Source organism: Citrobacter sp. CtB7.12, from assembly GCF_001297795.1.
Classification (GTDB): domain Bacteria; phylum Pseudomonadota; class Gammaproteobacteria; order Enterobacterales; family Enterobacteriaceae; genus Citrobacter_A; species Citrobacter_A amalonaticus.
In genome coordinates this window covers 1-12,065 of record NZ_LIFT01000017.1, presented here as the reverse complement: position 1 = coordinate 12,065, position 12,065 = coordinate 1, and the positions used below count along the sequence as shown (strand labels likewise).

The 12,065-nt window shown below is 51.9% G+C and carries 11 protein-coding genes and 2 pseudogenes; 8 read left to right on the top strand and 5 right to left on the bottom strand.

Features of this window, described 5'->3' with window-relative positions:
- Positions 1–87 precede the first annotated feature (87 nt).
- The 4 genes from glnH to ybiO all read left to right on the top strand — a co-directional run bounded on the left by glnH (position 88) and on the right by ybiO (position 4,657).
- Positions 88–834 carry a glutamine ABC transporter substrate-binding protein GlnH gene (gene glnH, locus AOY24_RS17680; protein WP_043001273.1) on the top strand — a complete coding sequence of 249 codons (747 nt, stop codon included), beginning with the start codon at positions 88–90 and terminating at the stop codon, positions 832–834.
- 86 nt (positions 835–920) lie between these two features.
- A complete protein-coding gene (gene glnP, locus AOY24_RS17675) occupies positions 921–1,580 on the top strand; it encodes a glutamine ABC transporter permease GlnP (protein WP_043001274.1) in 660 nt (219 codons plus the stop codon).
- Complete coding sequence (gene glnQ / locus AOY24_RS17670) at positions 1,577–2,299, top strand: glutamine ABC transporter ATP-binding protein GlnQ (protein WP_043001275.1); 723 nt, start codon at positions 1,577–1,579, stop codon at positions 2,297–2,299. The genes glnP and glnQ overlap by 4 nt, the downstream gene beginning before the upstream one ends.
- A 117-nt stretch (positions 2,300–2,416) precedes the next feature.
- Positions 2,417–4,657: a mechanosensitive channel protein gene (ybiO, locus tag AOY24_RS17665; RefSeq protein ID WP_043001276.1), complete on the top strand. Its 2,241-nt coding sequence runs from the start codon at positions 2,417–2,419 to the stop codon at positions 4,655–4,657.
- Here ybiO and rlmF read toward each other — a convergent pair.
- Entirely contained in the window at positions 4,654–5,580 is a 927-nt protein-coding gene (rlmF, locus tag AOY24_RS17660; protein ID WP_043001277.1) for a 23S rRNA (adenine(1618)-N(6))-methyltransferase RlmF, read from the bottom strand. The two genes, ybiO and rlmF, sit on opposite strands and share 4 nt — an antisense overlap.
- Positions 5,581–5,866: 286 nt before the next feature.
- Here rlmF and mcbA point away from each other — a divergent pair, with 286 nt between their 5' ends.
- The 3 genes from mcbA to ybiJ all read left to right on the top strand — a co-directional run bounded on the left by mcbA (position 5,867) and on the right by ybiJ (position 7,061).
- Positions 5,867–6,127: a DUF1471 family periplasmic protein McbA gene (mcbA, locus tag AOY24_RS17655; RefSeq protein WP_043001278.1), complete on the top strand. Its 261-nt coding sequence runs from the start codon at positions 5,867–5,869 to the stop codon at positions 6,125–6,127.
- 121 nt (positions 6,128–6,248) lie between these two features.
- The gene (locus AOY24_RS17650; RefSeq protein ID WP_043001279.1) at positions 6,249–6,515 is read left to right on the top strand and encodes a DksA/TraR family C4-type zinc finger protein; all 267 of its coding nucleotides are present in this window, start codon (positions 6,249–6,251) and stop codon (positions 6,513–6,515) included.
- 285 nt (positions 6,516–6,800) lie between these two features.
- Positions 6,801–7,061: a DUF1471 family protein YbiJ gene (gene ybiJ / locus AOY24_RS17645; protein WP_043001280.1), complete on the top strand. Its 261-nt coding sequence runs from the start codon at positions 6,801–6,803 to the stop codon at positions 7,059–7,061.
- A 107-nt stretch (positions 7,062–7,168) separates the two neighbouring features.
- On the opposite strand, the gene ybiB is transcribed toward ybiJ, so the two are convergent.
- Together ybiB and dinG are read right to left on the bottom strand one after the other, a co-directional pair.
- The gene (gene ybiB / locus AOY24_RS17640; RefSeq protein ID WP_054177082.1) at positions 7,169–8,137 is read right to left on the bottom strand and encodes a DNA-binding protein YbiB; all 969 of its coding nucleotides are present in this window, start codon (positions 8,135–8,137) and stop codon (positions 7,169–7,171) included.
- A gap of 26 nt (positions 8,138–8,163) precedes the next feature.
- On the bottom strand, positions 8,164–10,314 hold the full coding sequence (gene dinG, locus AOY24_RS17635) for an ATP-dependent DNA helicase DinG (RefSeq protein ID WP_054177081.1): 2,151 nt from the start codon (positions 10,312–10,314) through the stop codon (positions 8,164–8,166).
- A gap of 121 nt (positions 10,315–10,435) precedes the next feature.
- On the opposite strand from dinG, the pseudogene AOY24_RS17630 reads away from it, so the two are divergent.
- Positions 10,436–10,924, top strand: a pseudogene (locus tag AOY24_RS17630) (serine hydrolase); the annotation flags it as partial.
- Here AOY24_RS17630 and AOY24_RS17625 read toward each other — a convergent pair.
- Positions 10,921–11,337, bottom strand: coding sequence for a hypothetical protein (locus AOY24_RS17625; RefSeq protein ID WP_054177080.1), 417 nt, complete (start codon positions 11,335–11,337; stop codon positions 10,921–10,923). The pseudogene AOY24_RS17630 and the gene AOY24_RS17625 overlap by 4 nt on opposite strands.
- Positions 11,315–12,065 (bottom strand): annotated as a pseudogene (locus tag AOY24_RS25425) (hypothetical protein); the annotation flags it as partial. The gene AOY24_RS17625 and the pseudogene AOY24_RS25425, both read right to left, overlap by 23 nt.

Genomic DNA, 12,065 nt, shown 5'->3' with positions numbered 1-12,065 from the left:
AACAAGGGGTTGCAAAACTGGCACGATTTTTTCATTACATTTATCGTTCTCGCAGGGGATCGCCCCGTGGATAAAAAAGGAAATGCTATGAAGTCTGTATTAAAAGTTTCACTGGCAGCACTTGCTCTGGCTTTTGCGGTGTCCTCTCATGCCGCGGATAAGAAACTGGTTGTCGCAACTGACACCGCGTTCGTGCCGTTTGAATTCAAACAGGGTGACAAATACGTTGGCTTTGATGTGGACCTGTGGGCCGCCGTAGCAAAAGAACTGAAGCTGGATTATGAACTGAAACCGATGGATTTCAGCGGCATTATCCCGGCGCTGCAAACCAAAAACGTTGACCTGGCGCTGGCGGGCATCACCATTACTGACGAGCGCAAAAAAGCGATCGATTTCTCTGACGGTTACTACAAAAGCGGTCTGTTAGTGATGGTGAAAACCAACAACAACGACGTAAAAAGCGTAAAAGATCTGGACGGTAAAGTGGTCGCGGTGAAGAGCGGTACTGGCTCCGTTGATTACGCCAAAGCCAACATCAAAACGAAAGATCTGCGTCAGTTCCCGAACATCGATAACGCCTACATGGAACTGGGTACCAACCGCGCAGACGCGGTTCTGCACGATACGCCGAACATCCTGTATTTCATCAAAACCGCAGGTAACGGCCAGTTCAAAGCGGTGGGTGAATCACTGGAAGCGCAGCAGTACGGTATCGCATTCCCGAAAGGCAGCGACGAACTGCGCGAGAAAGTGAATGGCGCGCTGAAAACGCTGCGTGACAACGGTACTTATAACGAAATCTACAAAAAATGGTTCGGTACTGAACCTAAATAATAATGGCTTTGCCTTCAGATGTTGCCCGGAGGCGCTAAGCGTACCGGGCATTTGATTTTTTTTCACCACGGTAACAGGAACAACATATGCAGTTTGACTGGAGCGCCATCTGGCCCGCCATTCCGATCCTGCTTCAGGGCGCCAAAATGACCCTGTGGATCTCCATCCTCGGTCTGGCTGGCGGGATCATCATCGGCTTGCTGGCGGGTTTAGCCCGAACTTATGGCGGCTGGATCGCCAATCACGTCTCTCTCGTCTTCATTGAAGTCATCCGCGGCACGCCGATCGTCGTCCAGGTGATGTACATCTATTTCGCCCTGCCGATGGCTTTCCCGGACTTGCGCATCGACACCTTCAGCGCCGCCGTTATCACGATCATGATTAACTCCGGAGCCTATATCGCGGAAATCACCCGTGGTTCGGTCCTGTCGATCCATAAAGGATTTAGCGAAGCGGGTCTGGCGCTGGGTCTTTCCCGTCGGGAAACCATCCGTCATGTGATCATGCCACTTGCGCTGCGTCGTATGCTGCCTTCGCTCGGTAACCAGCTCATCATCAGTATCAAAGATACATCGCTGTTTATCGTCATCGGCGCGGCGGAACTGACCCGCAGCGGTCAGGAAATTATTGCCGGCAATTTCCGTGCCCTGGAAATCTGGACCGCGGTGGGTGTTATTTACCTCATCATCACGCAAGTCCTGAACATCGTGCTTCGTAGTCTGGAAAGAAGGATGAAAATCCTGTGATTGAATTTAAAAACGTCTCAAAGCATTTTGGCCCGACCCAGGTGCTGCATAACATTGATCTGAGCATTAAGCAGGGCGAAGTGGTGGTGATTATCGGGCCATCGGGTTCCGGTAAATCCACGTTGTTGCGCTGCATAAATAAACTCGAAGAGATTACCTCCGGCGATCTGATCGTTGATGGGCTAAAGGTCAACGACCCGAAGGTCGACGAGCGTCTGATCCGTCAGGAAGCCGGGATGGTGTTCCAGCAGTTCTATCTTTTCCCTCATCTGACCGCGCTGGAAAACGTCATGTTTGGCCCGTTGCGCGTTCGTGGGACGAAGAAAGACGCTGCCGAGAAGCAGGCAAAAGAGCTGCTGGCGAAAGTGGGTCTGGCCGAGCGCGCTCACCACTACCCGTCTGAGCTTTCCGGCGGTCAGCAGCAGCGTGTGGCGATTGCCCGCGCCCTGGCGGTGAAGCCGAAGATGATGCTGTTTGATGAACCGACCTCTGCGCTCGATCCGGAACTGCGCCACGAAGTACTGAAAGTGATGCAGGATCTGGCGGAAGAAGGGATGACGATGGTCATCGTTACGCACGAAATCGGCTTTGCCGAAAAAGTCGCCTCACGCCTGATCTTCATCGATAAGGGCCGTATTGCCGAGGACGGTAATCCGCAAACCCTGATTGAAAACCCGCCAAGCCAGCGTTTGCAGGAGTTCTTGCAGCACGTTTCCTGACGGTCTGCCTCCCTTCCATCTGGAAGGGAGGTTTCTCTACGACTCTTCCCATTTCGAATCGCCGCGCCTCCAGCCACTATACTTATCTCTTTGTTCTGTTTTCTCACTGGAGGAGTCATGCGGTGGATCCTGTTCATCCTCTTTTGCCTGCTGGGCGCACCAGCCCAGGCGGTAACCATTCCCGGTGTCACAACCGGCGCTGATGCTGACGCGCAAACAACACCTGCGCCCGAACCTGATGTCGAGCAAAAGAAAGCGGCCTACGGAGCGCTGGCCGACGTACTGGAAAATGAGACATCGCGCAAAGAATTGATTGACCAGTTGCGTACCGTTGCCGCCACGCCACCGCCGGAACCGGTGCCTAAAATCACCCCGCCGGTGGTTGTGGAGGAAAAAACGGTACTGGAGAACGTTACCGATCTCAGCCGCCATTACGGCGAAGCCCTGTCTGGCCGCTTTGCCCAACTCTATCGCAACATCACCGATGCGCCACACAAGCCCTTTAACAGCCAGACCTTCAGTAATGCCCTCAGTCACTTTCTGATGTTGGCCGCTGCAGTGTTCGGCTTCTACTGGTTGATTCGTCTGTGTATGTTGCCGTTGTACCGTAAAATGGGAAACTGGGCGCGGAAGAAGAACCGCGAGCGCAGCAACTGGCTCCAGCTACCGGCAATGATCGTTGGCGCCTTTATTATTGATCTGCTTCTGCTGGCGCTTACCCTGTTTGTCGGTCAGTTGTTGAGCGACAGGCTGAACGCGGGCAGTCGCACCATCGCGTTTCAACAAGGACTGTTTCTGAACGCCTTTGCCCTGATCGAATTTTTCAAAGCCATTCTGCGACTGATCTTCTGTCCGAACGTGGCGGAACTGCGGCCTTTTACCATTCAGGATGCCAGCGCCCGCTACTGGAACCGGCGACTGAGTTCGCTGAGCAGTCTGATTGGCTATGGCCTGATCGTCGCTGTTCCGATTATTTCCAATCAGGTAAACGTACAGGTCGGTGCGATGGCCAACGTGGTCATCATGCTGTGTATTACGCTGTGGGCGCTGTACCTGATTTTTCGTAACAAGAAAGAGATTACCCAGCACCTGCTGAATCTTGCGGAACGATCGCTGGCCTTTTTCAGTCTGTTTATTCGCGCCTTTGCTCTGGTCTGGCACTGGCTGGCAAGCGCCTATTTCATCGTCCTGTTTTTCTTCTCCCTGTTCGACCCCGGCAACAGCCTGAAGTTTATGATGGGGGCGACAGTGCGCAGTCTGGTGATCATCGGCATTGCGGCCTTCGTTTCCGGAATGTTTACCCGCTGGATCGCCAAAACCATTACCCTCTCCCCGCATACGCAGCGCAATTATCCCGAACTGCAAAAGCGGCTCAACGGCTGGCTTTCTACGGCATTGAATGTGGCGCGGATCCTGACGGTGTGTGTCGCCATCATGCTGCTGCTGAACGCCTGGGGACTGTTTGATTTCTGGAACTGGCTGCACAACGGCGCCGGTGAGAAGACGGTTGATATCCTGATCCGCATCGTGCTGATTCTGTTTTTCTCCGCAGTAGGCTGGACGCTGCTTGCCAGCCTGATCGAAAACCGGCTGGCTTCCGATATTCATGGCCGTCCTCTCCCCAGCGCGCGTACCCGCACGCTGTTAACGCTGTTTCGTAACGCACTGGCGGTGATCATCAGCACAATCACCATCATGATCGTACTTTCGGAAATCGGCGTTAACATCGCCCCACTGCTGGCCGGGGCCGGGGCGCTGGGGCTGGCAATTTCCTTTGGTGCGCAAACGCTGGTGAAAGATATTATTACCGGGGTCTTTATTCAGTTTGAAAATGGCATGAATACGGGCGATCTGGTGACCATCGGGCCGTTAACCGGTACGGTAGAACGCATGTCGATTCGCTCCGTTGGCGTACGCCAGGACACCGGGGCGTATCATATTATTCCGTGGTCATCGATCACCACCTTTGCCAACTTTGTCCGCGGCATTGGCTCGGTGGTCGCCAATTACGATGTGGATCGTCATGAAGATGCTGATAAGGCCAATCAGGCGCTGAAAGAGGCGGTCGCTGCGGTAATGGAAACCGAGGACGTTCGTGGGCTGATTATTGGTGAGCCGTCGTTTGCCGGGATTGTCGGATTAACCAACACGGCATTTACGCTACGGGTATCGTTTACCACGCTGCCGCTGAAGCAGTGGACGGTTCGCTTCGCGCTGGACAGTCAGGTGAAAAAACATTTCGACCTGGCGGGCGTTCGTCCACCGGTGCAGACCTGGCAGTTTCTGCCCGCCGCGCCAGCGGCAGCCACAACACCGGCCACACCGCCGTCGCGGCCACCCGGCGAGCCGACGCTCTAGCGCTTACGCGCGCTAAAACGACGGCGCTGGTCGTCGTCCATAAAGGTCCAGGCAATAAAGCGGCTCTGCTTTTGCCCCTGGGCCATCTCTTTTTTCACCACCTTGACCGCTCCCACGTCAGTCAGCGCACGATAGAGCGGCGGCAGGTTTTCGCCGCGTGACACCAGCGTGGTAAACCACATGACCTGACGGCCAAAAGCCTGGCTTTCGGAAATCATCGTTTTGATGAACGCGACTTCCCCCCCTTCGCACCACAACTCCTGCTGCTGACCGCCGAAGTTCAGCGCATCATCTTTGCTCTGTCCGAGGTTGCGACGTTTGCGCTCGCTTCCTGCACGAGCAGAGGCGGCGGAATCATGGAACGGCGGGTTGCACAGCGTCGCATCATATTGCTCATTTTTATGAATAATGCCGTTAAAAATAGCCGCTGGGGTTTTCTGACGACGCAGGCGAATGGCGCGCGTCAGCCCTGGATTGGCGCTGATAATGGCCTGCGCGCTGGCTAACGCCTGCTCATGCGTCTCACTGCCCGTAAAACGCCAGCCATACTCATGCACGCCGATCAGCGGATAAATACAGTTCGCGCCCACGCCAACATCCAGGATTGTGGCCTGAGTTGGCACACTTCCCGTTGTCTCTGCAAGCAGATCGGCCAGATGGTGGAGGTAATCGGCACGCCCAGGAACAGGCGGACACAGAAACCCTTCAGGAATATCCCAATTTGCCACCCCATAGAAATGCGCCAGCAGCGCCTTATTCAAGGCCTTTACCGCCAGCGGATTGGCAAAATCAACGCTTTGTTCGCCTGCGGGGGTCAGGACGAGATACTGCGCCAGCTCAGGCGTGCCTTTGCAGAGCGTGGCAAGATCGTAGCGACTGTGGTGACGGTTGCGCGGGTGTAAGCCCGGTTTCTGGGGGGACATAGCATTCTCCTTTTAACAGCGGCGTAAGATACCCGCATAACGCAACGCGGTAAACCGGGTTGATAACAAACGGGCGCTTCTCTGCAGCGCATCTGCGCGCGAAATGGGGTGAAGTGGCGCAAATCGCCCAAATATCAATGATATGTATGTCATTGATTTGTCAATATACGTCAATATTTTTCGTTCAAATTTTAAGCAGATCATCATCAATTTTTTACGCCATTTCTGCCGCACTGACGACCTAAACTTATCTGGCACTACACGTTGTTTCACTGAGGAGAGCATCATGAAAAAATGCCTCGTATTACTCGTCGCCACCACGCTTGCAGGCGTGGCATTCGCGGCGTCTGCAGCACAACCTTTGAGCAGTCCCGATACCGGTCAGCTACGTGCGTCAGGTACCGTCTCTGCCACTGGCGCAACCAACCTGAGTGATCTGGAGGATAAGCTGGCGGAAAAAGCGCAAGAACAAGGCGCGAAAGGCTTTATGGTTAATTCCGCAGGCGGTAAGAACCAGATGTATGGTACAGCCACCATTTACAAGTAACCTTCCCCACCACCTGCCCGATAGCGACGCCGCTTATCGGGCAATGTTCCCTTGACTGAGCAATTTTTGACCCCATCTTGACTATAATAACCTCGGTAAAAAGCGTGAGGAGAATAGTGCTATGGCTTCTGGTTGGGCAAATGATGACGCTGTGAACGAACAAATCAACAGTACAATTGAAGATGCTGTTGCACGTGCAAGAGGCGAAATTCCGCGCGGTGATAGCCTGTATGAATGTGAAGAATGTGGCGATCCGATCCCTGAAGCCCGCCGACAGGCAGTGCCAGGCGTAAGACTGTGCCTTAACTGCCAGCAGGAGAAAGATTCACAGAACTCATCCTATACAGGATATAATCGCAGAGGATCAAAAGACAGCCAGCTACGTTGACCTAAGCTTACATAGATATCAAGAACATGCCGTTTCGCTTACGCTCACGTTAAATTGCTCTTTGCGTAGCAAAATGTGCCGTTCATCCCTCAACTGTAAAGTGAACTGCGTAGAACCGTAAATTCATCTCGTGAATTAATTAATAATCAATAAGTTATTTGTCATTCAATTTTATTGATTAATGCTGTCAATTCTCTTCGATTTTATCTCTCGAAAAAAAGCGTGATACTCATCACATCGACGGAACATCGTCTTCCTTAATAAATAACCTGCGAGAGATTAACAATGAAAACTATCAAATATGCTGTTGCCGCTGTTGCCCTGTCTACTCTGTCTTTTGGCGTTTTCGCTGCCGAACCTGTTACGGCTGCTCAGGCGCAAAGCATGAATAAAATCGGTGTGGTTTCTGCAGAAGGCGCAACCACGCTGGACGGCCTGGAAGCAAAACTGGCTGAGAAAGCCGCTGCTGCCGGCGCAAGCGGTTACAGCATCACATCCGCCAACAACAACAACAAAATGAGCGGTACTGCTGTTATCTACAAATAAGTTTTACCCCGTCTGCTGCCAACAGACACCCTGCTCCAACCCTCATTGAACCTGAATTACCCTTGTTTGCCCGTCCGCCACTGGACGGGCTTTTTTTATCTGTCGCGCTAAAAACTGTCGTTGACTCGCGCCAGTCCTTGCTCGAGTGTTGCCACCTCACCCGTTGCCACCAGGCAACAGGCCATCTGGATTTTCAACGATGCGGGTACCGGCTCACTTCCCGCCAGGCAGCGTTCAATCCAGCGCGCGGTCGTCTCAGGATCCTTTGCCGCGGGCAGCGGTACAGGTTCGTCTGGCATTTCACTTTGTCGGCTCTGTAACACCCGGGTGCCAGTGCTAGCAATCAGGCTAATCTGCGGGCAGCGTTGCGGATTGGCGTAAACCTCACCTTCGGTTCCGTGCATCAACAACCCACGCCCACCAATATCACTAAAGAATTTCGCGACGCGCGGCACATATTCCGGATGCGACACGCTGGCAAGACGCAGCGCGGCGTCTTCGGCAAACGGTGTCGCTAACTTCGCCAGCGTATGTGCGCTGTTGCGCACACCCAGTCGCCAGCGCATTGCCAGCTGTTTTTCCAGCGGCGGGCAGAGCGTACTCACCGGAATAAAGACTGGCTGATGTCCATCCAGTTTCGCCTGTGCCTGTCCGGCATGACGCGTCGGCGCAATCCCCATCAGTTCGAAAATGGTCTCTGTCAGCACGCGGGTCGGATCTTCGCTCACCCCATGCACGACGACCGGAAAACCCAGCTTGTGCAATAAAATCGCCAGCAGCGGCGTCAGGTTCGCCTGTTTACGCGCGCCGTTATAGCTGGGGATAACGATCGGCATCGGCTTCGCAACCGGCGGGGTAAGCTTAATGGAATGGTTTTGCATCGCCTCATAAAAGCCCAGCATTTCGGCTTCCCCTTCCCCTTTGATACGCAATGCAATCAGCACGCCACCCATTTCCAGTTCCGGCACGTCGCCGTTGAGCATGTGGGTATAAAGCCCTCGCGCGGTATCCTGATCCAGATCGCGGGCGTGGTTTTTCCCCCGGCCGATCTCTTTAATTATTTTGCGGTAATCCATCGAAAACTCCTTGCCTCACACTCACGTTATTTACGCCGACGGCGCGTGGGTTTCGCTTTTTCTTTTGCCTTAACGATAACGTCTGGCACTGCGGGTCGTTCTATGGGAAAAACAGGTAATGCATCCAGTAAACGCTTGCCATAATTTTTGGTCAACAGACGCTTATCATAAATTACCACTTCTCCCCAACACCCGTGGCTACGGATCAAGCGTCCCACCTGCTGGATTAGATTAAACGAGGCGGCGGGCAAACTCTGCACTTCAAACGGATAGCGATTGAGACTTTTAAGCCACTCGCCTTCGGTGATCACCACCGGGCTGTCGATGGGGGGAAAAGCAATTTTGTGGATATGTACCTGACTAAGTAGATCGCCTTTCAGGTCAAGTCCTTCGGCGAAGGATTGCAGCCCCACCAGCACGCTACGCTCGCCGTTTTCCACCCGCTTACGGTGCAATTCCACCAGCCGGTAGCGCGGCTGGTCACCCTGGACCAACAGCAACAAGCGCAGATCGGTGACGTATTCCAGAAAGCGCTGCATCGCTCGCCCACTGGCAAACAGCACCAGCATGCCGGAATGTTTTTTACTTTCCAGCTGTTCGCGGAAATAAGCCGCCATCTCCGCAATATGCTGTTCTTCGTTGTCGATCAACGGTTCATAGCGCATCTGCGGAATAATAATTTTACCCTGTTCGACATGGTTAAACGGCGAATCGAGCGCGACGAAGCGGTCTCCGGCTTTTTCCTTCAGGCCGCTCATCTCCTGCAGACGCGAAAAACTATTAAGCGAACGCAGCGTGGCGGAGGTGACGATGATATGCGGCACACTGCGCCAGAGTAATCGCTCGAGTTGATCGCTCACGCGGATCCCCACGCAGTGAAACCAGACGTGGGGTTGCCCGTCGCGCACCTCGCGCGTCGTCCATTTCGACACCGGCGCGCCGGATGACTGGGCCAGCGAGGCCAGTCGCCACAGTTTGCTTTGCGCTTCAAACATCCCCAGCGCCCGGTTCATCTGCAAAATAGCCCGGTGCAAACGCACAACGTCATGGCTGCCGGTTTTCTCGCTGAGATCGTTCAAAAACAGCTCCGCCAGACCGCGCAGCGTTTCGGTGAGCTTCGCCAGACGCTGGCAAATCTCCATCACTTCATCCGGCAGTTCCCCCATCGCAAAGCGATGTTCCGCTTCCTGCCCGGCAGGCATGTACAGACTGAGAATGTGATTAAGTGACGCGATAAGTTCATACAGCTCTTCGCAATGGGCGTTCAGACGCTCCGGATTCGCCAGCGGCGGCGTGGTTTTGGGGCGAAACTGCTCCATGCAAGTCGCCACCAGTTTGCTGAACAGATCCAGTTGCAGGCGATACCAGGAGGCGGTAATTTCCGCGCTCATTTCCAGCGCATCGCGGGCGACATCCGGCAGGTGATGGCCTTCATCCAGAACCAGCAGCAGGTTTTTCGGGTCCGGTAACACCGCTTCGCTTTCCATCGCCGCCATCACCAGCGCATGGTTTGCCACCACCACTTCCGCTTCCTGAATCTCGCGACGGGCGACAAAAAACGGGCACTCGCGGTAGTAGTGGCAGTTGCGGTTCAGGCAACTGGCTTTATCGGTACTCAGTCGTCGCCAGAGGTCGTCGTCAATGGCGATATCCGTATGATCGCGCAGGCCGTCCCACTTGTAGCTGTCGAGGTCGCCTTTTAACTTTGCGCAGCGCTTCTGTTCTTCCTGGTTGTTCGGTGTGAGTTCATCGTCAAGAAAGGCGAGCAGATCCTGTTGCGTGGGTTCAGTACTGGCCAGCGCCGTCAGATTTCGCGGACACACATAGCGCCCGCGTCCAAACGCGGCGGTAAAGCGAAGATCGGGAATAATTTTGCGCAGTAACGGCAGATCTTTACTGTAGATCTGATCCTGCAACGCCACGTTGGCGGTACTGACCACCAGCGTTTTTTGCTCTTCCCGTGCAATGGCAATGCCGGGAATGAGATAGGACAGGGTTTTCCCCACTCCGGTAGGCGCCTCTATCGCCAGATGACGCCCTTCTTCTCCGGTCAGCGTTTTCGCGACATCGGCAATCATCTGTCGCTGCGGCGCACGGGGGATAAAGTCGGGGATCTGTTCCTGAAGCGCCTTATACCAGACGGCGATTTGCGCTTTAAGCGCAGCGGTTAATGCCATGAGAAAACCTGAAACACTGTATAAACAGCCACTATTGTGGCACATTTCAGACCTGGAACGTATCTTTTTTGCCGCTTCTGGAAGGTGCTTCGCAATGCCGTTAGATCAATATGATGAATAAGCCTGGTACTCAAGGGGCGTTGTATCAGGCCACGCTGGATTGTTCTCTGATACAAGCGATATGGCGGTGCTGATGCAGGTTATGCCTAACGGCGGCGGCTATGGCAACGTTAAGCTGTTCGATAAGGCAACCGTCAGGAAGTTTACTCGCAGTTCGTCAGAAGACGTTGCGTCTGGACTGGGGTGGCGTGCGAATAGTAACGCATCGATGACGCCAACGTTTGATGTGTTAGCCAGCTCTGAAACGTATGGTCATACAGGCTGGACCGGAACGATGACCTCTATCGACCCGATTAATCATATGGTTATTGTGATTTGAGGTAACAGGTCACACTCGCCAGTTGCAGACCCTAAAATAAACCCAAATGTTTTTGTGAGTGGATTATTACCTGCGGCTACATATGGCTGGATTGTTGATCAGATATGTGGGGCATTGAAAAAAATTTATAAAGGGACTCAGATAGAGTCCCTTTATATTTCAACAAGCTAGGATATAAAATAAAGAATTACCAAACTGAATACAACAATAATTTCAATAAACCAAAATGCCGCTTCAATTTTAAAACTAGTAGTTAATTCACTTGGTAAGGCCCGAATAAAATGATATCCTTCAATGCTCATGTTGTTATTAAAAATCTTATTGTAGGGGAATATTAGACTAGACATAATGAAATCTATTTTTGCAAAGTACATACCGGGAGTACCAATTAAACTTGCAGTTCTCGCCAAATTTGCAGTGATAGGAAGACAACCAAATTCCCCTTCATATAAAATTACTATTTTTTTATATTTTTCATCGTTTATGACATAAGACATAAATATTAAAATTAACATTAAAATGACTAGCATTGTGCCAAGACTCATGTTAATAGTACTTAAATTATCTGCTAAATACTTTTTCATATATTAGAATGCCTGCTTCTTCAGTAAATGAATCTGGACCATGTTGTTTAAACCCTTGATTATCAATGTCGTCAATCACCATTCCGCCAAACCCCTCACCCAATTTTTCACCTACTTTTTCCATAACTTTTCCGCCAGCAATACTTGAAGCAATGCCGGTAGCCAAACATAAAGCCGCTCCAGTACCTCCAGCTTCTGATGTAATCAATCCCAGAACCCACGTACACGCTGCCCTCCCCATAATGCCCCCGACAGCACCACCAGCAATACTTGCAGTTTGTTTGTAGCCGAATTTACTATACTCCATTATCGCTGCTTTTCTACATTCGCTTTCTCGCCCTTTCGCGCAAGCGTCATACACATTTGTTGTATAGCTGGCAAAGTCAAGGCCAATACCAATAAAGCCTGTTGTTCTCATTATTTTCATCAGCTTGGCAGATTTTTCTATATAGTTTGCATAACCTTCAATATCTTTCACCCCTGTTTGATCCCACTTATGCATAATGGATTTTGTGGATAAACCCAATGTTTGTTTTATTTGTTCGTATTGTTTTAAATTCAATTGTTCTTTTGAAAATTTATTCAAAATACCATCTAACTTTTTAAATAACCTTTCTCGCTGACCAAAAAATTCCTCTCCAGAAATCCGGCCAGAATTTTGGCTATATGTTTTTTTATAAAGTTCCTGAATTTCGTTTAGTATTTTATTTATTTCTTCATAATACCCC